This window comes from Marinobacter sp. V34 (assembly GCF_055524115.1).
This window is the reverse complement of the sequence record NZ_JBUPZY010000014.1, coordinates 15,478-35,391: the sequence shown is the minus strand read 5'-3', so window position 1 is coordinate 35,391 and position 19,914 is coordinate 15,478. Positions and strand designations below refer to the sequence as shown.

Annotated in this window: 15 protein-coding genes; 7 read left to right on the top strand and 8 right to left on the bottom strand. The window is 54.7% G+C overall.

The features are described from left to right. Nucleotides 1-29: 29 nt before the first annotated feature. The 5 genes from pilQ to AC0B60_RS18655 all read right to left on the bottom strand — a co-directional run bounded on the left by pilQ (nt 30) and on the right by AC0B60_RS18655 (nt 4,966). Complete coding sequence (gene pilQ / locus AC0B60_RS18675; protein ID WP_465087375.1) at nt 30-2,111, bottom strand: type IV pilus secretin PilQ; 2,082 nt, start codon at nt 2,109-2,111, stop codon at nt 30-32. 65 nt (nt 2,112-2,176) lie between these two features. After that, nucleotides 2,177-2,725 (bottom strand): pilus assembly protein PilP, encoded by a 549-nt coding sequence (locus tag AC0B60_RS18670; protein WP_465087374.1) that lies wholly within the window; start codon nt 2,723-2,725, stop codon nt 2,177-2,179. Between the two features lie 2 nt (nt 2,726-2,727). Then, nucleotides 2,728-3,339, bottom strand: coding sequence for a type IV pilus inner membrane component PilO (locus tag AC0B60_RS18665; protein WP_041335800.1), 612 nt, complete (start codon nt 3,337-3,339; stop codon nt 2,728-2,730). Further along, nucleotides 3,339-3,902 (bottom strand): PilN domain-containing protein, encoded by a 564-nt coding sequence (locus AC0B60_RS18660; RefSeq protein WP_465087373.1) that lies wholly within the window; start codon nt 3,900-3,902, stop codon nt 3,339-3,341. Before AC0B60_RS18660 ends, AC0B60_RS18665 begins: the two co-directional genes overlap by 1 nt. Beyond that, entirely contained in the window at nt 3,902-4,966 is a 1,065-nt protein-coding gene (locus AC0B60_RS18655) for a pilus assembly protein PilM (protein WP_465087372.1), read from the bottom strand. Before AC0B60_RS18655 ends, AC0B60_RS18660 begins: the two co-directional genes overlap by 1 nt. Before the next feature lie 214 nt (nt 4,967-5,180). Between AC0B60_RS18655 and AC0B60_RS18650 the strand changes: the two genes are divergently transcribed. Further along, nucleotides 5,181-7,667, top strand: a complete 2,487-nt coding sequence (locus AC0B60_RS18650; protein WP_465087371.1) for a penicillin-binding protein 1A — start codon at nt 5,181-5,183, stop codon at nt 7,665-7,667. A gap of 98 nt (nt 7,668-7,765) precedes the next feature. On the opposite strand, the gene AC0B60_RS18645 is transcribed toward AC0B60_RS18650, so the two are convergent. Continuing rightward, entirely contained in the window at nt 7,766-9,031 is a 1,266-nt protein-coding gene (locus tag AC0B60_RS18645) for a malic enzyme-like NAD(P)-binding protein (RefSeq protein ID WP_465087370.1), read from the bottom strand. 231 nt (nt 9,032-9,262) lie between these two features. Beyond that, a complete protein-coding gene (gene rpmE / locus AC0B60_RS18640) occupies nt 9,263-9,484 on the bottom strand; it encodes a 50S ribosomal protein L31 (RefSeq protein WP_465087369.1) in 222 nt (73 codons plus the stop codon). Between the two features lie 260 nt (nt 9,485-9,744). Here rpmE and AC0B60_RS18635 point away from each other — a divergent pair, with 260 nt between their 5' ends. The 6 genes from AC0B60_RS18635 (at nt 9,745) to hslU (ending at nt 18,534) form a co-directional block, all read left to right on the top strand. Then, the gene (locus AC0B60_RS18635) at nt 9,745-11,925 is read left to right on the top strand and encodes a primosomal protein N' (protein WP_465087368.1); all 2,181 of its coding nucleotides are present in this window, start codon (nt 9,745-9,747) and stop codon (nt 11,923-11,925) included. Nucleotides 11,926-12,133: 208 nt separating this feature from the next. Next, complete coding sequence (locus AC0B60_RS18630; protein WP_465087367.1) at nt 12,134-14,023, top strand: Ig-like domain-containing protein; 1,890 nt, start codon at nt 12,134-12,136, stop codon at nt 14,021-14,023. Nucleotides 14,024-14,190: 167 nt separating this feature from the next. Next, nucleotides 14,191-15,876 (top strand): arginine--tRNA ligase, encoded by a 1,686-nt coding sequence (gene argS, locus AC0B60_RS18625; protein WP_465087366.1) that lies wholly within the window; start codon nt 14,191-14,193, stop codon nt 15,874-15,876. A 55-nt stretch (nt 15,877-15,931) separates the two neighbouring features. After that, the gene (locus AC0B60_RS18620; RefSeq protein ID WP_465087365.1) at nt 15,932-16,564 is read left to right on the top strand and encodes an SPOR domain-containing protein; all 633 of its coding nucleotides are present in this window, start codon (nt 15,932-15,934) and stop codon (nt 16,562-16,564) included. Nucleotides 16,565-16,662: 98 nt separating this feature from the next. Further along, the gene (gene hslV / locus AC0B60_RS18615) at nt 16,663-17,193 is read left to right on the top strand and encodes an ATP-dependent protease subunit HslV (protein WP_465087364.1); all 531 of its coding nucleotides are present in this window, start codon (nt 16,663-16,665) and stop codon (nt 17,191-17,193) included. Nucleotides 17,194-17,205: 12 nt separating this feature from the next. Further along, the gene (gene hslU / locus AC0B60_RS18610; RefSeq protein ID WP_465087363.1) at nt 17,206-18,534 is read left to right on the top strand and encodes an ATP-dependent protease ATPase subunit HslU; all 1,329 of its coding nucleotides are present in this window, start codon (nt 17,206-17,208) and stop codon (nt 18,532-18,534) included. Between the two features lie 58 nt (nt 18,535-18,592). Here hslU and AC0B60_RS18605 read toward each other — a convergent pair whose 3' ends face one another. Beyond that, nucleotides 18,593-19,837 (bottom strand): patatin-like phospholipase family protein, encoded by a 1,245-nt coding sequence (locus tag AC0B60_RS18605; protein WP_465087362.1) that lies wholly within the window; start codon nt 19,835-19,837, stop codon nt 18,593-18,595. Nucleotides 19,838-19,914: the final 77 nt, after the last annotated feature.

Below are 19,914 nucleotides of genomic sequence, written 5' to 3'. Positions count from 1 at the left end.
CGGCGGTTTTTTTGTCGGACGCAACCGGATTACTGAATCAGGTCGCTCTTGATGATCTTCGGCGTGATGAAGATTAACAGTTCGCTACGCTCGTCAATATGCTCGGTGCGCTTGAAGAGACGGCCCAGATAGGGAATATCACCCAGGAACGGAGTCTTCGTAGTCGTCGTAGTAACCTCTGACTGGAAAATACCACCAAGAACGACGGTTTCGCCATTTCCAACCAACACCTGAGTGGTTACCTCATTGGTGTTGATCGCCGGAATACCGGCGGTTACTTCGCCACGGGAGTCCTGATTAACCACCAGATCCATGATGATTTTATCATCCGGGGTAATCTGGGGCGTCACTTCGAGAGCCAACGCCGCCTCCTTGAAAGACACTGACGTTGCACCACTGGAAGAGGCCTCTTGATAAGGAATCTCTTCACCGGATTTGATCTTGGCGGTCTGGCGATCGGCAGTGACAACGCGAGGCTGGGAAACAACTTCCGCCTGCCCATCACTTTCCAACGCAGAGAGTTCCAGATCCACAAGAAAATCATCGCTGCCCAAGCCAATGGCAAATGAGGAAGCACCCTGGCCGGTGACACCCAAGTCTACCGCTAGAGCATCCGGGAACGTTATGGTGTTGTTTGTTCCTCCAGCAGCTTGACGCGCTTCCTCAACCGCGTTCTGGGAACCACCCACTGAAAATACGTTATCACCGCTGACATCGTAGGCGGCACCGCCCCAGCGAACACCGAGATTTTCGGCAACGTTGGTTTGCGCCCTTACAATTCGAGCCTCAATAGAAACCTGACGAACAGGAACATCCCAGGTCGAAACCAGACGGCGAATTTCATCAAGCTTTTCCGAGGTTTCACGAACACTGATGGTGTTGGTACGAGCATCCGAAGACACAAATCCCCGGGAGGAAATCAACTCTTCATCCGCCTCGATCAACGCAACAACGTCCGCAGCCTTGGCGTAGTTCACCTGAATGATATCCAGGCGAACCGGTGCAAGCTCAGCGATCTGCTTGGAGGTTTCAAGCTCAAGCTTTTCACGAGCAGCAATTTCGTCAGCCGGCGCAACCAGCAGTACGTTACCGATCTGGCGCTTGTCCAGCCCCTTGGTCTTCAGAATCAGATCCAGAGCCTGGTCCCAGGGCACATTCTGCAAACGCAGCGTGATGCTGCCACTGACCGTATCGCTGGCAACAAGGTTCAGACCAGTAAAGTCCGCAATCAGCTGCAATACCGAACGAACCTCGATGTCCTGAAAGTTGAGAGAGAGCTTGTCGCCGGTGTACGGGAACTTCTCCTCACGACGAGACTCGGCTTCCTCTTCCGTCAGCCTTTCCACACTGACGGTAAACTGGGAACCGGACTGGTAGGCAATGTAGTCGTAATTACCTTCCGGACGGATTTCCACAACCGCATTGCCGTCTTCCGTATAGGTGTCAATGCGGGTTACCGGTGTCGCGAAGTCTGTAACGTCGAGGCGGCGGCGAAGATTGTCAGGCACACTGGTACCATCCATCGTCAGGCGAATCTTGCCTCCGAGCTCGGACAAGTCCACGGAAGTACTGGCACTGCCCAGATCCACAATTACGCGCCCTTCGCCGTTCTGTCCACGCCTGAAATCGACCCCCGCGAGGTCGCTGCCGGACGACGAAGCTGATGAACCTGACTGCCCGCCGGAAGTTGCCATAGGCTTGGAAGACGAGGCTGAGCCTGAGGCAGTAACACCCTGGCTGCCGATTGTCACGACCAGGCTGTTCTGGGTACGCACCGTCTCATAAGGCGCCAGTTCTGCCAGATTGAAGATCAAGCGTGTACGATCTTTGGTTTCAACAACCGTCATGCTCTGGGCGTTACCGCCTCCGAGCGAGATGTTGCGACTGTCGAGGCCGCTGGTCGTGTCCCGGAGGTCCACTGCGATCCTGGCAGGTCGCTCGATGGTGTAACCGGTCGGTTCCGGTGGCTGGCCGTCAAACGCCAGCGTCACCTCGACCCGATCCCCGGATAGCGACGAAAACGACACGTCTTCCAGCGTGACCGCATTGGCCAGGCCGGATAACAACCCAAAAGCAATCACGCCGACGTATACATTGAGTTTTCTGAACATCGCTAGCCTCGACCCCAAACTTTTTTGTTCATGCATGTTTCTTTCAATAATCATAATGCCGCCCCTTAGCCCTCATTCTCATCCAGCGACAGCGAGCGTGGACGCTCGACCCACCCGCCCCGGCCATTGGGAACGATTTCAATCAGTTCAACCCGGGTTTCATTCACGCCAATAATCCGGCCGTAATTCTGCCCTACATAGTTTCCGGTGCGCACCCTATGAATACCCCCCGTGCCATCCCTGACCAGGGCAAAAAGGCTTCCGGATGCATCACTCAAAGTGCCTACCATAGAGAGTTCCTTCAAATCGAAATTCTCCAGAACCTCTCTCGGCCGATCCAGATCCGGCTCGATATCACTTTCTGGCTCCTGGTCAACCATGGTGAGCTGGATATCAATTGGCGGCTCGAAAGGTGCCCTGCGATCCGCCGCCGAATAACTGAACGCCTCATACGCCTTGAACTCCGGCAAGGGTTCGACATGTCCCCGGGGTTTAGCCCGGGTGTCCGCCATAAACTTGTCAAGATCGGAAAAACCACTTCCCTGGGAGCACGCAGTCAGGAAAGATACCAGACAAATACTCATCCAGGCTTTTATTGCATGCTGTCTCGCCATGCTCACTCTCCAGCCCGGTAGCGGTAGGTACGTGCAAGAACCTGCATATTCAGCTGCTCTCCATCACCGCCTGTTGGTGTTATCGTTAGATCGTGCAACGTCACGATGCGGGGCAGACTTGCCACACTACTCACAAACGTCGCCAATTCATGATAGGAGCCAGTAACCCGAATGTTGATCGGTAGCTCTGCATAAAAGTCGCGCCGCTGTTCGCCTTGCAACTTAACTTCCTGAAGCTCAAGGCCGCTACCCAGCGCTGTGTTGGTAATATCTTCAAGAAGTCCTGGTACTTCGGTTTCGCTCGGTAACTGACGCACCAGTGCCCCAAAGGTTTCTTCCATCTCTTCCATTTGCGCCTTGAACACTTCCAGGTTTGCTACTTGGTACGCCTTGTCTTCATAGCGCTTCCGTAGCTCTTGCTCCGTCTTTTCGACTCGCTCCAGCTGAGCGTACTGGTCCTTGATGAAGAACCAATAACCACCGCCGAGAATCAGGCCAAAGATGATGATCGCCACGATGGCCTTGACTGGCGCAGGCCAGATGCCAGCATTGTTGACGTCCAAATCGTTAATATCGAATTCATTGAGGTTTTTCAGTGAGTCCGCGAGGCTCATTACTCATCCCCCCCTTCGGGCTCTGGTGTTTGCTGCTTTACCGAAAGATTGAACTGACTGTACCCGGCACGCTGATTATCGGCAGCAGACACATTTGACAGGTTGGGATCAGTGAACCAGTCAGATTCCTCAAAACGCCTCATTAGAGCTGATATCCGGCTGTTGGACTCGGACATCCCGACAATCTCCACCCGCTCACTCTTTTTGGTAAGGCTAGTGTAGAAAAGCCCGTCCGGCAGAGTGCGAACCAACTCATCGAAGACCCGCACAATAATCGGACGTTTACCCTGGAGATCCTGAATAACCTGCATACGTGAAAGAAGCTCATCACGCTTGCGCTTAAGGTTTTCAATCTCCTTGATCTGCTTATCCAGCTGTTTGGTCGCGGTCTCGATGTAGGCATTCCTGGATTCCTGGTAGGCGATACGGTTGTCCATATCGGTTTTCCAGAGAAAAGTCAGGCCAACGGCAACAAAGGCCGCACCAAGAATCATCACCACAAACTGTTTCTGTTTCTCCGCCCGAAGTTCTTCGCGCCAGGGTCTGAGGTTAATCTTTGCCATCAGTCAAAGCTCCTCATTGCCAGCCCACAGGCAATCATGAGTGAAGGTGCATCATTGCTCAGCGAAGACGCATTCACTCTTGATCCCACCGCCATGTCCGCGAACGGATTTGCAACCAACGTGGGTGTGCCTGTTTTTTCCTCGACCATTTCTGTCAGCCCCTGGATAGATGCCGTGCCGCCAGCCAGGACCACGTAATCAACCGCATTGTACTGGCTTGCGCCGAAGAAGAACTGCAGCGCCCTTGCGACCTGCTGCACGACTGCTTCGCGGAAAGGCGTTAGTACTTCGGACTCGTAGTCGTCGGGAAGGCCACCCTGCTTCTTTGCAAGGCCGGCCTCTTCAAGGGACAGACCATAACGACGTTGAATTTCTTCGGTGAGCTGTTTCCCCCCGAAAATCTGCTCGCGAGTGTAAACCGTCTTGCCTTCCGCCAATACGCTTAGTGTCGTCATGGTTGCGCCGATATCGACGATCGCCACAACGAGTTCTTCACCCTGGGAATCAAGTTGAGATTCTATGAGCGCGTATGCGCGCTCAAGTGCGTAGGCTTCGACGTCGACAATCTTAGTGGTCAAGGACGCAATCTCCAGAGCGTCTTCCCGGATATCGACGTTTTCTTTGCGGCACGCCGCAAGAAGTACATCGACCTGGTCCGGGTTAGTCTCAGACGGTCCCTGAACTTCGAAGTCGATCGCAACTTCGTCCAACGGGTAGGGAATATACTGGTCGGCCTCAAGCGTTATCTGGTCTTCCATCTCAAACTCGTTAAGACCACCGTCCATCTGGATCAGCTTGGTAATAACCGCGGAACCGGAGACGGCCACAGCCACTTGCTTGACGCTCGTACGTGATTTAGACGCGACGCGTTTGAGTACTTCACCCACCGCCTCGACATCCGTGATGTTTTTCTCTACCACAGCGTTAGCCGGTAGCGGCTCCACTGCGTAGCTCTCGACCTTGTAACGGTCGCCCTGCTTCGATAGTTCCAGTAGCTTGACCGAGCTGGAACTGATATCCACGCCCAACACCGAACTGGATTTTTTTCCTAACAATCCGAACACGCGCTCACCCTATACCTGGTTACATGCACCGGGTTATGAAAACTCCCGACGGAGTTCTTTCATATGTGTTTTTTATTTAAGAGAATTTCTTTAGTTTTCCGTCTACAATGCTCGTTCTTCTTTAATTGAGAAGCATTGCACCCGGGAAGCGGCTAGCCCTTCCTAAAGCAATTTCTCAAATGATAGACCTATATCCAACAGTTGTCAGAAAAAAATGTCTCATTTGTTGCGTACATCTCGCCTGTTTGCATGGCTCTTTCTCACTGGACTCAGTCTCGCCACAATCGTGGCGTCAGGATTCTACCTTTATCTTCGCCCCGGTTTGCCTCCTGTGGAGCAACTCCTGGACATCAAGCTGCAGACTCCGTTGAGGGTCTTCAGCGCAGACGACAAATTAATAGCAGAATTCGGTGAAAAGAGAAGGGCACCGGTCACAATAGAACAGATCCCTACAATTCAGTTACATGCCTTTATGGCGGCCGAAGACTCCCGTTTTTACGAACACTTCGGGGTCGACTTTAAAGGCCTGATGCGGGCTGCCATCGAACTGATCTCCACCGGCGAGATCCAGTCAGGGGGCAGTACCATCACAATGCAGGTTGCAAAAAATTACTTTTTGTCACGCGATAGGACGTTTATTCGCAAGTTCAACGAGATACTTCTGGCTCTTCAGATCGAGCGTGAACTGGACAAAAACCGCATCATGGAGCTCTACCTCAACAAGATTTACTTGGGCAATCGCGCCTATGGTATTGCCGCCGCCGCCCAGGTTTATTACGACAAACCTGTGACCGAACTTTCTCTGGCAGAAATGGCCATGCTTGCCGGACTACCCAAGGCCCCTTCCGCCTACAACCCTCTGGCAAATCCCGAACGGGCGCAGATTCGTCGTAATTGGATACTCGGCCGTATGCGTGATCTCCAGTACATTACCAATGATGCCTATGAACTGGCGACCAACGCTCCGCTGACTGCAAGCTTTAACGCACCGTCCACCGAGGTTGATGCAGACCACGTTGCGGAAATGGCCCGTGCCGAGCTGGTCCGGCGATTCGGCGATGCCGCCTACACTGACGGCTACGAGGTCAGGCTGACTGTGGAAAGCGAGAAGCAACAGGAGGCGACCAGAGCCTTAAGAGCAGGCCTGGAAGCATACGACCGGCGCCACGGCTTCCGCGGCCCCATTGGGCAGGTAGATGAAGAACAACTGAACCCCGACAACCTCGCCAATTTAATGGCAAATTACCCCCATGTAGCCGAACTCGTGCCCGCAGCTGTAACTCAGGTAAGAGACAAAGACGGTGAGGTTGATCTTTACGCCCGCCAGCTTGGCGAATCCGTAATGGCATTCTCCACAATGACCTGGGCCAAACGATACAAAACCGAAAACCTGACCGGCCCCGAACCAGAAAAGCCGTCTGACGTGGTCGCTGTGGGTGACATCGTTTACGTAAAACCCATGGTAGTGATGACCCCTGAGCAGCCAGAGGAATCCAACAACCAGGAACAAAGCGATGGACAACAACCCCTGGATATCGCCGAAGTCCGGCGCGTTGCCCTCTCCCAGGTACCTGAAGTACAGGGCGCACTGATCTCTCTTGACGCAAAAACCGGCGCCATTGAAGCACTCGCCGGTGGATACAGCTTCAGCCAGAACAAATACAATCGCGCCACCCAGGCGAGGAGGCAGCCGGGCTCAACCTTCAAGCCATTCCTGTATCTGAGTGCGCTTGAAAGCGGCATGACGCCCGCAACCATCTACAACGACGCGCCTATTGTGTTTGACGACTCCGAACTGGAGACCACATGGCGCCCACAGAATTCATCAGGACAGTTTTACGGCCCTACTCGCCTGAGAGAAGCCCTGTACCGGTCCCGCAACCTGGTGTCAGTACGCTTGCTTCGGGACCTGGGCATCCAGAACACCATAGACTATCTTGAACAGCTACAAATCCCGACTGAGGACATGCAAAAAGACCTGTCGCTCTCATTGGGCAGCGGACTTCTAACACCGATGGACCTGGCCCGAGGGTTCGCGGTGATCGCCAACGGCGGCTACGATGTCGAGCCCTACCTCATCAGTCAGATTTCGGATATCAACAACAAAACAATTTTTGAAGCTCCGGACGTCAAACTCTGCGATGACAACTGCGCAGAGAAACAAGAGAGCACCTCCGACGACGAGAAAGACGTTCGCATTGCCAGGCGCCTGGCTGATGAACGCTCCGTATACATACTGCACTCCATGATGCGGGATGTAATCAGACGGGGCACCGGCCGACGCGCCCAGGCCCTGGGGCGGGATGACATCAGCGGCAAAACCGGCACCACCAATGAACAGAGAGACACCTGGTTCGGCGGCTTCAACCATGACGTAGCCACCACTGTATGGGTTGGGTTTGATCAACCACAACCTCTTGGCCGTCGAGAATTCGGCGCTAGCACCGCCCTGCCCGCCTGGATTGATTACATGAAAGTGGCACTCAATGGCGAGCCGCCTTCATTGATGGCGAGACCCAATGGCATAGTTAACATCCGCATCGACCCGGAAACGGGCAGGCGCGCAAGGCCAGGGCAAGAAGGAGCCATGTTCGAAATATTCCGCGAGGAGGACGCCCCGCCACCGCTTGATCCGCAAGATGAGTCATCGGGCGGCAGCAACAATGGCAGTAACGATGGTCTTTCGAGACAGATATTCTGATACCGACAATCCGGGAGAAAATATTCTCCCGGCCACAAAAAAACCGGCGACTTAACCATCGCCGGTTTTTTTATTTTCCGAAATCCGACTGGACTACATCAGACAATGTCGTCCATTGATTTCAGAGGGTAATGGGCTGGATAGCCATTACGGGCAACGCCTGAATCAACCGCTGCACGCGCAACTGCCGCCGGAACAACTTCCAGCAGGCGCACGTCCATCGGCTTGGGAATGATGTACTCCCGACCAAACTCGAAACTTGCAACGTCATAGGCTTCACAGATTTCCTGCGGAACCGGCTCTTTAGCCAACTCGCGAATCGCGTGAACCGCCGCAACCTTCATTTCTTCGTTGATCGCGGTCGCCCTAACGTCCAGAGCACCACGGAAAATGAACGGGAAGCCAAGTACGTTGTTCACCTGGTTCGGGTAGTCCGAGCGGCCCGTAGCCATGATCAGGTCGTCACGGGTAGCCAACGCCACTTCAGGGCTGATCTCAGGATCTGGGTTGGAGCAGGCAAATACAATGGGGTTCGGCGCCATTAATTTAAGCTGCTCCGCACTCAGAAGGTCTGGACCAGAAAGACCCAGGAACACATCCGCACCGTCCATCGCATCATCCAGTGTGCGCTTGTCAGTCTCGTTGGCGAACATCGCCTTATACTGGTTCAGGTCGTCGCGGCCAGAATGGATCACGCCTTTACGGTCCAGCATGTAGATGTTTTCGGACCGAACGCCACAGCTGATCAGCAGTTTCATGCAAGCGATAGCCGCTGCGCCAGCTCCGAGACAGACCACTTTGGCTTCATCGATTTTCTTACCCTGCAATTCAAGGGCGTTAATCATACCCGCAGCCGTTACGATCGCAGTGCCGTGCTGGTCGTCATGAAAAATAGGAACACTGCACTTCTCGATTAGTGCGCGCTCAATTTCGAAGCACTCAGGGGCCTTGATGTCCTCAAGGTTGATACCACCGAACGTATCTGCAATACGCTCAACGGTTTCAATAAATGCCTGGGGGCTTTCGGAATTGACTTCAATATCAAACACGTCAATACCAGCAAAGCGCTTGAACAGTACGCCTTTGCCTTCCATAACCGGCTTGCTCGCCAGCGGACCGAGGTTACCCAGACCAAGGATTGCAGTGCCGTCTGAAATCACGGCCACCAGGTTGCCCTTGGCGGTGTATTTGTATGCATTCTCGGGGTCCTTCGCGATCTCGCGGACCGGCTCGGCAACCCCGGGGCTGTACGCCAGGGAAAGGTCGCGGGAGGTCTTGGTGGGCTTGGTGATTTCAACACTCAGCTTACCAGGCCGCGGCTTGGCGTGGTATTCAAGGGCTGCTTCTTTCAGATCTTGAGACATTGCCACTGTTCCGTTTGTCACGTTTAAGAGGTAATAAGCCACCGGGCCTTGCCCAGCGGAGCGCGACATTATGGCTCGAAGGGCTGCATCAGACAAGGCCAGATTGACCACTTGTTAATCAGTCAATAGGGCTTTTTGCGTATACATTCACAATAGGCGCACCTTCAAGGGCGAGCCAGCAGATACAAAAAAAGCGCCTCGAAAGGCGCTTTCTCACTATCAACATTCGGATCAGGCTTTCTTGCCACCGATGCGGCCACCGAAACGCTTCTGGAAACGGTCGATACGGCCACCGGTATCCATCACTTTCTGCTTGCCTGTGTAGAACGGGTGACACTGGGAGCATACATCCAGAGTCAGGTCCTCAGTGAACGTAGAACGGGTCTTGAGAACGTTACCGCAGGAACAGGTAGCGGTAATCTCGGCATACTTTGGGTGAATACCTTCTTTCATGGCGAACCTCTATCGGTCATGCCGCTACCAGATCACGGGGCTGCCAAGTTTTCCAGGCAATCCGGGTGTCAGGCACCGCATGTTTGAATCAATTGACAAGACGGGGCACAATCATGCCCTGCCGGAAACAGACCGCGAATCTTACTTGCAAATGCGGTATCAGGCAAGCCCCGGACCGTCTTATCATCCCGCCTGACACGGGACACGCCGGATGGCGGCTCCTTAAAAGGATAGGCAGATACCGTGACACCTTCACCGCCATGGAGCCACATGTGCCCCGAACTGCGCGTATAGCATTGAACCGCCCTATCCGGCGGCTGTTCGATTATCTGGTACCAGATCACATTACATTGCAGCGAGGCCAGCGTGTAACGGTTCCCTTCGGACGACAATCGGCTACCGGGCTGGTGGTCGAAACAGACGCAAAACCACCGGAGGGCATTACCCTTAAACCAGTCCGATCTGCTGCTGAGGCGTGGCCGGCACTGCCCCCGGAAACCTTTCGCCTTCTCAGCTGGGCGTCTGATTACTATCAGCACCCGCTTGGAGAGTGCCTTTTTACTGCACTACCACCAGCGCTTCGTCGCGGCAGGCCTGCCGTGGAGAATGCCGAGCCTTACTGGCAAGCCTGCGGCGATCCGGCCCTACTGCCTGGTAACGCAACGCGACAGAGAGAACTGCTGGCATGGCTAAACCGCCAACCCGGAGGCACAGGCAGTAAACAGATTGTGCGCGCCGGTTTCACGCAGTCGCAAATCCGAAGCCTTCAGGAAAAAGAACTGATCCGCGAGACCACGCCACCCGCCCCAGATGGTGTAACAGAGGAAACCCAGAATCATATCCCCGTGCTGTCTCCGGCCCAACAAGAAGCCGCCAACCAACTTCCATCGCCAGACAACGGATTCGCAACGGCGCTCCTGTTCGGCATTACAGGCAGCGGGAAAACCGAGCTTTACCTTCATTACCTGAAGACTCACCTGGAAGACCGACACCAGGCGCTCATCCTGGTACCTGAGATCAACCTGACGCCGCAGACCGTAGCCCGCTTCCAATACTATTTTGGGGCACGCATCGCGGTATGGCACTCGGCACTAAAAGACAGCGAACGACTCTCAACCTGGTTGAGAATTCGCAATGGCGAGCCGGTCATTCTGATCGGCACCCGCTCGGCTGTATTGCTCCCCTTTACCGATCTGAAAACCATCGTCGTGGATGAGGAACACGACAGCTCTTATAAACAGGGGGAAGGATTTCGCTATTCCGGCAGAGACACAGCGGTCTATCGCGCGCACCTTAATAATTGCCCTGTTATTCTTGGCTCGGCGACTCCCTCCATGGAGTCATACCACAATGCCTTGTCTGGCAAGTACCGCCTGGTTCGACTCGAAGAGAGAGCGGGTAACGCCAAGCCTCCAACGATCAAACTTCTGGATATCCGCAGTCGCCCTCTGGAAGGCGGTCTTTCCCGTCCAACCCTGCAAGCCATCGAGAAGTGCCTCAATAACGGACAGCAGGCACTAGTATTCGTGAACCGGCGTGGATTCGCTCCGGTAATGATGTGTTTCGACTGCGGCCATATGGTGGAGTGCCCCCACTGCGACACTCGCCTGACCTACCACCGCCGCGATCGGGCCATGCGCTGCCACCACTGTGACTTCCAGACCGCCGCAACGGACCATTGTCCAAAATGCGACAGCGAGGCATTCAAGCCCGTCGGCCAGGGCACCGAGCGCACAGAGGACATTCTAACGTCCCAGTTCCCAGAGGTCCCTGTCGTGCGGGTAGACCGGGACAGCACCCAACGCAAGGGCAGCATCCAGGGCATCCTCGAAAAAGTGAACAGCGGGCGTCCCTGCATCCTCGTTGGCACACAGATGCTGGCCAAGGGCCACGACTTCCCGAACGTCACACTGGTGGTTGTGGTCAATGCCGATGGCGGCCTGTTCAGCGTGGACTTCCGGGCTCCGGAACAATTGATTCAGACTCTACTACAAGTCAGCGGTCGCGCCGGGCGAGGAGAAAAACATGGCGAGGTGCTGGTTCAGACTTGTCATAGCGACCACCCTCTGCTGCACTCTCTGGCCGAGGGACATTACCTCCCAGTTGCTGACCAACTACTCGCGGAACGCGAAACGGGGCAACTCCCCCCTTTTCGTGCAATAGCAATTTTCAGAGCAGAGGCTGCGACGATGGAGAAGAGCCTGCAGTTACTGGACCAAATAAAACAGCACACCCGCTACCAAAAAATCGAAATCTGGGGCCCCCTACCCGCCCTGATTGCTCGTCGCGCTGATCGTTTTAGGGCGCAACTGGTTTTACTTTGCAGTAATCGAAAATACCTCAATCACACGCTCGGCGTTCTGTGTGAATCGCTGGACCAAAGCAAGCCGCCTGCCGGGCTAAAATGGGCTATTGACGTAGACCCCCAGGAAACCGGTTGACTTGATCACCTCCCCTTACTGAAGCCACGCATCAGATTACAAAGTTTTTCAAAAATGAATACCGATCAACATTGCATAGACGCATCCTGTGCTATGATTTTCAGCAAACTAATAATCAAACTTACGAAAATACTTAAACTTGCGCATTTCAAGCGGGGAATGTGCTTCGAACTGGCCTTTGCTGTAACGGGAACTGGAGAAAATGATAATGTCAGGGAAACTCCTTGCACGTGCGTGCGCTGTTTTTTTAGCGCTTATATTGGCGGCCTGCGGTGGCGACGATAATTCTAGCCCGCTCGCGGGTTCACCTGATGGGAGCGGCGGAAGCGGCGATCCCACAACACCTTCAGATGATGCCGACGTCGGCACCGTTGAACTGATAGCCAACCCGGTTCGTTTGGACACATCCACCAATGCCAGCTCAAGCATTACCGCGCGAATCAAAGACTCGAGCGGCATTCTTCTGCAGGATGTTCCGGTGAGTTTCAGCGCCAATAACGGCGGAACTCTGGAGGTAACCCAACAAGTCACCGATCAGGCTGGCATTGCATCCGCGACCCTGACGACCGACAGTGACCCAAGAAACAGAACAGTGACTGTAACCGCCCAGGCAGGAAGCGTGTCTCGATCACTCAACGTCGAAATATCGGGAACGTCGATTTCAATCTCGGGCCCCTCATCTATTTCCCTTGGTGGCTCAGCCAACTATAGAGTGACGCTATCAGATGCTGACGGCAACGGCATCGCGGGACAACCGATAACCCTTTCAACCAATCGGGGCACCCTGTCTGCGTCCAACTTAACATCTTCCAACAATGGCTCAGTAGACGTGCAATTGTCCGGCGGCAACACCGGAGGCACCGCAAACATTACAGCCTCTGCCTATAGCGGCAGCAGTCAGGTTTCTGCTACACAGAATGTGGTCATTGCGGGAGACAGCTTCGCATTCACAGCCCCCGATACCGCTACCGAAGTAGACCTAGACGTCGAACAACAGGTTACAGTTGAGTGGCAGGTAGACGGAAACCCAGTGGCTGATGGTTCTCAGGTGCAGTTCTCTGCCACACGAGGCACTCTCAACCCAGCAAACGGCCTCGTGACTACCAGCGGTGGAGAAGCCAGCGTTGGCATTACCTCAACCAACTCTGGAACGACGACTGTGACGGCTACAGACCCAGACTCTGGCCTTTCTGCGGATCTGTCGTTTGAATTTATCGCAACCACTCCAGACTCGATAAATCTTCAAGCTTCGAAGACTCAGCTTGACCTGGGGGAAACCAGCGAGATCATTGCCGTAATTCGCGATGCTTCTAACAACTTGGTAAAAAACCAGGAAATCAGCTTCCGTATCCTCGAAGATGGAAGCGGGGGCAACCTGAGCTCCAGCCTCGACGTAACTGACTCTCAGGGCCGTGCCTCAACCATTTACACCGCAGGATCAAACACCAGCGGTAGAGATGGCGTAGAAATTGAAGCTGTAGTGGATGGATCTATTTCAGATACTGTAACACTGACAGTAGCCCGGCAGGCACTTCGACTGGCTATCGGCACCGGCAATGAAATTGAGGAACCTGACTCTGTTCGATACGTAAAAGAGTATGTTGCGATTGTGACAGACGCCAATGGCGCTCCGGTGGAAAACGCCAGTATCGAATTGAGCGCACTGCCGGTTGGTTATAGAAAAGGCTACTATGACGTCACAACTGACGATGACTGGGCTATATTCCCTTCAGACCCACAGTTTTGTGAGGCAGAGGACACAAATCAAAATGGTCAGCTCGACCCCGGCGAAGATGTCAATGGGAGCGAAAAACTTGAGCCCACCAACTCTGCAGCCACTAGCTCATCATCAATCACATCTGCCAGTGATGGCTCCGCCAGCTTCTCTCTTCTCTACCCACAAAGCCATTGTAACTGGGTACAGATAGAACTGACGGCGACTGTTCGCGTAGGCGGATCGGAAAGTGTTGAAACATCCAGGTTCTACCTTTCATGCCTTGCTAGCGATCTCAGCAACACCGACATTTCGCCTCCCGGCGGCACTGAGGGCCTATATGGCGTAGCACAGGACTGTTCGGTAGACGATTTCACCAATTAAGAAGACACAGCCACTCTTGGGGCCCAGGCTTGATTGAAAGCTGGGCCGGGCCCCAGAGCCACAATCATATTTGAGTCCCTCCATCCTTTCCTTGATAATACGTCTCTTCAGTTTCAGAGGGCCCCCGCCCCGTAACCCACTCTCCGTATATCGAGTCATCCGACAGCATGAAAGAGACCGTATCCGAACTCCTCCAGTCTGCGCTGGCGACCCTGCAATCTGAAGGTACTTTGCCCGCAGACCAGGCCTTTACACCTCAGGTCGGCAACACCAAGGACAAATCTCACGGTGACTACGCCTGCAACATTGCCCTGGTAGCATCTAAGGCGGCAGGCTGCCCGCCGCGAAAGCTGGCTGAGGCACTGGTGGAACGGTTACCAGACAGCAACGCTGTCGAGAAGGTTGAGATTGCGGGCCCCGGATTCATCAACTTTTTTATGAGTACGGCTAGCGCCTTCGAAGTGGTCAACACTATTCTTGACAACGCAGGGCAATACGGCCGCAACAACAACGGCAAGGGTGAGAAGGTCCAGGTGGAGTTTGTCTCCGCTAACCCTACCGGCCCCCTGCACGTAGGCCATGGACGAGGTGCGGCCATCGGTGACTGCTTGAGTCGCCTTCTGGAAGCAAATGGTTACGCAGTCACCCGCGAGTTTTACTACAACGACGCGGGCGCGCAGATCAACAATCTGGCGCTTTCAGTGCAATCACGAGTAAAAGGGCTAACACCGGAAGACGAAAACTGGCCCGCCGATGGTTATCGCGGTGACTACATTATCGATGTAGCCAATGCCTATCTCGCCGGCGAAACCGTTACCGCGGACGACCGGGAAGTCATCGGTAAAGCCGACCCGGACAACCAGCAAGCCATCCAGGAATTTGCGGTTGCCTACCTGCGTCGTGAACAGGATCTGGACCTGAAAGCCTTTGGCGTGGAATTCGACGTGTATTTCCTCGAGTCATCGCTGTACCAAGATGGCAAGGTGGAGGAGGCCGTCGAACGCCTGCAGCAAAATGGATATACCTACGAACACGAAGGCGCCATGTGGCTGAAAACCACCGAATTCGGTGATGACAAAGACCGCGTGATGCGCAAGAAAGATGGCGGTTATACCTATTTCCTGCCGGACGTGGCCTACCACCTGGACAAGTGGCAACGGGGTTTCACCACGGTTATCAATGAGCAAGGTGCCGATCACCACTCTACCGTTACCCGTGTTCGTGCCGGCTTGCAGGCCCTCAAAGCCGATATCCCGGAGGGCTGGCCAGACTATGTGCTCCACCAGATGGTGATGGTGACTCGGTCTGGCCAGGAAGTGAAGATTTCCAAACGCGCGGGCAGTTACGTGACAGTCCGCGACCTGATCGACGAAGTAGGCCGAGACGCCACCCGCTTCTTCCTTGCGGCCCGCAGAGTTGACTCCCAGTTGACCTTCGATATCGATCTGGCACGCTCCCAGACCAATGAAAACCCGGTCTATTACATCCAGTATGCCCATGCACGTATTTGCAGCGTGCTTAGAAAGTTGAAAGAAGAAAGCGTTGAACGCGGGCTGAACGAATGCGTGGGGGACCTGTCCTTGCTGACACTCGACGAGGAAAAGGATCTCGCTAACCAGCTGGCCAAGTACCCCGAGCTGATCGAGAGCTCAGCAAAATTGAGGGAGCCACATCACCTGACGCACTATCTCAGGGATCTTGCCGGGCAGTTCCACACCTACTACAACGCCCATAAAGTTCTGATTGAAGATACCGCTGTCCGAGACGCTCGGGTTTCCCTATATCTTGCAGTCAGGCAGGTGATTGCCAACGGCCTTGATCTTCTGGGCGTGAGCGCACCCGACGAAATGTAGCAAGTCAGGCTTCATGATCTGACTATTCAGGCACGCAACAGGAACTAACCCGGCCATGTCCCGAGACTATGCCCGCAAATCAAGACCGGCCAGTAAGCCGGCAACGTCAACAAAATCCAAAAGGCCTGCGCGTCAGCAAAAGCAGCCCCCCAAGCGCCCTGCTACAGCTAAATCACAGCGGGGCGGTTTGTCATTGAAGTGGATCCTGTCACTGGCGGCCGTGGGTGGCTTTATCGGCTTTATTGCCTATCTCAACTCACTTCCTACATCCGAGCCTCGTCAAGGCGAAAGAGCCACGACAACTGCAACGCCTGAGGTAAAGAAAAAAACTTCGGAAACCACCGCCAAAGAAAAGCCCGGCTTTCGCTTTTACGACATGCTTCCTGACTCGGAAGTGGTTCCTCCCGAGGTTGAGGAATATACCCCAGGGCCAGGACAGCAAACGTTTGACTACCTGGTGCAGACAGGGTCTTTCCGACAGCAGCAAGATGCGGAGAGGCAACGGGCCGAAATCGCGTTCCAGGGCCTTCGCGCCCAGGTCAAGCGCATCGACCTCGACAGTGGCAGCATCTGGTACCGCGTCAATGTGGGCCCCTTCACCTCTCGCAGCCAGATGAACGCAGCTATCGATAAGCTGGTGAACCTGAACATCCAGCCTCTGGTCCGAAAAATCCCCAAGGAGGGCTGAACCGCCCTCCGCATTCTCTCCTCCCCTGGCCCTTGAAAACGCACCACCCGCCTCCATTACTGCTGAATACTGTTTTCTATCAGGCAAGTGGAGCCAGAATGACTACCATACTTTCTGTCAGGCGTGACGATGAAGTTGCCATGGGTGGCGACGGCCAGGTCTCCCTCGGCAATACCGTAATGAAGGGCAATGCCCGCAAGGTTCGCCGACTATATAATGACAAGGTGCTCGCCGGTTTTGCAGGCGGTACCGCCGACGCATTCACCCTGTTCGAGCGCTTTGAGGCCCAGCTGGAGAAACACCAGGGCAACCTTACGCGCGCTGCTGTCGAACTGGCCAAAGACTGGCGAACCGACAGAGCGCTCCGCCGCCTGGAAGCCCTACTGGCCGTTGCGGATAAGACCGCATCTCTCATCATTACTGGCAATGGCGACGTCATCGAACCTGAGCAGGGGCTGATCGCCATTGGCTCAGGTGGACCGTTTGCCCAGTCCTCAGCGCGAGCGCTGTTGGAAAATACCGACCTGAAAGCCAGCGAGATTGTGGAAAAAGGCTTGGATATAGCGGCCGACATCTGCATCTACACCAACCACAATCGCACCCTCGAAGTGCTGTCAGCCAACGACTGATCCGGAGCTAGCATGTCTGCAATGACCCCCCGTGAAATTGTCCACGAGCTCAACAAACACATCGTGGGCCAGGAAGAGGCCAAGCGTTCCGTTGCCATCGCCCTACGCAATCGCTGGCGCAGGACCCAGCTGGACAGCGGTCTGCGCGAGGAGATTACACCGAAAAACATCCTCATGATCGGCCCTACCGGTGTTGGCAAAACCGAAATCGCACGTCGTCTCGCCAAACTGGCAGACGCTCCCTTTCTGAAAGTGGAAGCCACCAAGTTCACCGAAGTGGGCTACGTGGGCCGGGACGTCGAGTCCATCATCCGCGACCTGGCGGACATGGCCATCAAGATGCTTCGCGAGAAGGAAATGAAACGCCACGAGCATCACGCCATGGACGCAGCTGAGGAACGTATTCTGGATGCGCTCATCCCGCCACCCCGGGATTTCAAGGAGGACAGCCAGAAAATCGAAGACTCCTCCACTCGCCAACTGTTCCGAAAAAAACTGCGTGAGGGCGAGCTGGACGACAAGGAAATCGAAATCGACCTGAGCAACAGCGGTGCCGGCGTGGAAATCATGGCGCCTCCTGGCATGGAGGAAATGACCAGCCAGCTCCAGAATATGTTCTCGAGCATGTCTTCCGACAAACGCAAGACACGCAAGATGAAGGTCGCCGATGCCATGAAGCACGTTCGCGACGAGGAAGCCGCCAAACTGGTCAATGAAGAGGAAATCAAGCAAAAAGCCATTCAGACAGTTGAGCAGAATGGTATCGTCTTCATCGACGAAATCGACAAGGTGGCCAAGCGCTCCGAGAACACGTCGTCTGACGTATCCCGGGAAGGCGTACAGCGGGATCTGCTACCGCTGATTGAAGGCAGCACCGTGAGCACCAAGTATGGTTCAGTACGAACTGATCACATTCTGTTTATCGCGTCCGGCGCGTTTCACCTGTCGAAACCGTCTGACCTGATTCCCGAATTGCAGGGCCGCCTGCCCATTCGGGTTGAGCTACAGGCGCTGACCCCTGATGACTTCAAGCGCATCCTCACGGAGCCAGACGCCTCTCTGGTACAACAGTATGAAGCCCTGATGGGCACAGAAGGCGTCAAACTGACCTTCACTGAAGATGCCATCGCTCGTATTGCAGAGGTTGCCTACAAGGTCAATGAGACCACCGAGAACATCGGGGCACGGCGTCTGCACACCGTGCTGGAGCGGCTATTGGAAAGCCTGTCTTATGAGGCTGGTGACCAGGTTACTGACGACTTCGAGGTTACGGCCGCGTTTGTGGACGAAAAACTGGGCGAGTTGGCTGAAGACGAAGACCTAAGCCGCTATATCTTGTGACTCGCAAGGGCCGGAAGGCCCAAATGCAACCGATCGGGGCGCGCATTCTGCGCGCCCTCTAAAGCGCTTTACTGAACAACTCCGACACATTATCAAAGCCGGTTGCCAGCTTTCCTTTCTGAGCTCGTTTCTTGCGGCCTTTCGCCACATAGAGGGGAAGCATCTCACCGTACAAGCTGGTACTGATGGTGCGCTGTTCATCCTCTAGGCGGTCTCGGCGCAAGCGAATGCCATACTTCGCCAGTTTTGGCTCCAACTCGCCCGCGCGGTTTAGCAGGTCACGCCGAGTCATTTGATAGGCATGCTCGCACACCATTCGGCGTGACTGGAAACTGAACACATTGGAGAAAAACAACTTGGCATCGTCACGGGTCGGCTCGAACAACAGGATATCCTTGTCCGGGTAATCCCGGGCATACTGCGCGATGCCCGATTGCATACGGGAATACACCATGGTGCGGAACATCTGGGACAGCAAGTTCGGCATACCGGACCGTGTCAGTTCGCCCGGCCCCATAGTGCCGGCCCGCACGGCTGAACTCGCATCAATGGGAACCTGTGGATTGACCGCGAAGACCAGATCCGCACCGTCTTCAAACGCCACGGACGCGTGCAGCCCCTTTCTCAGAGTGCCATCCACGTAGTAGCGCCCGTCGATGGTGACGGGAACATAGATGCCCGGTGACGATGTACTCGCCTGAATTGCCTTTGAGATGGGCACATGATCAAAACCAGGGGCACCGAAACAAACCGCCTCGGTACTCTCTACATCGGCCGCAACAATGTACAAGCTGCGCTTGAGCTGTCGGAAATCGTTGGTGCGGCCCAACATGGTGAACGCCCGCTGCAGATATTCGTGCAGGCCTTCATTATCAAAAAGCCCGGCGGGCGCAGCCTGAGCGAGAATCGTCATCGCTTCGAGCAGGCTCTGGTCATAGGGATTGTTCACAAAACGTCGAAAAGCCGTTGTCACCAGGCCCGGAACCGCCAGCAGGCGGCTGCCCAGCTCGCGGAACGCGGGGCGGTAGAAAACTTCCGGGTGGAAGGGGTGCACTTCCGCTTCATTGCGAACGAAAATCCGGCATAACTGCGCCGTGGTCATTTGATTTGCCAGGTTCGCCGCAACAAAAGACCCCGCATTCACGCCCACGTATACATCAATGTTATTGAAATCAAGGCCGTCCAGCGCTTCATCCAGCGCGCGCAATGCCCCGATTTCATATATACCTCCCAACGGGCCACCGCCACCAAGGGCAAGGCCTATGCGAGGTTCGGGCTTAATCGCTGTTGTGGTTGCCTTCATTCAGTATCCCCGTGCGGGTGCGGTTGGCTATTGTTTTTAACACTAGCAGCGAGTTTTAGAGTACACACCCTATATAG